The organism is Flagellimonas olearia (assembly GCF_009184425.1).
In the GTDB taxonomy this organism is placed as follows: Bacteria; Bacteroidota; Bacteroidia; order Flavobacteriales; family Flavobacteriaceae; genus Flagellimonas; species Flagellimonas olearia.
This window is the reverse complement of record NZ_WELG01000220.1, coordinates 1-306: the sequence shown is the minus strand read 5'-3', so window position 1 is coordinate 306 and position 306 is coordinate 1. Positions and strand designations below refer to the sequence as shown.

At 43.5% G+C, this 306-nt stretch carries 1 protein-coding gene; it reads left to right on the top strand.

All coding sequences use genetic code 11. From position 1 onward, the window contains the following. Positions 1-244 (top strand): hypothetical protein (locus F8C76_RS20115; RefSeq protein ID WP_211372232.1); only part of this gene is annotated, 244 nt, incomplete at its 5' end. Positions 245-306 lie beyond the last annotated feature (62 nt).

Here is a 306-nt window from a genome sequence, read left to right as displayed (position 1 = left end):
ACGGGCGGCAGAGAATCGTTTACAGCAAAAAAAGAGTGAGTTGGAAGGAAGGACTGAAGTGAACCATGCTAATACAAATGAAGAAGTTCCCTCCAGGCGAACAAGAAGTAGAGACACAAATGCAAGAGGAGCATATAAATTACAAAACACCATCACTGAGGGCCCTAAAGCGGTTCCCACGAAAAAAAGGAGAGTAGCAACGAGGGTAAGGGGCAGAAAATCACGTAATACTTCTAGGGTATGATCCAATATCAAAGGAAATGATAGCATTGAAGGATGAGACTAATCCAATTGAGGAGTGGCAGC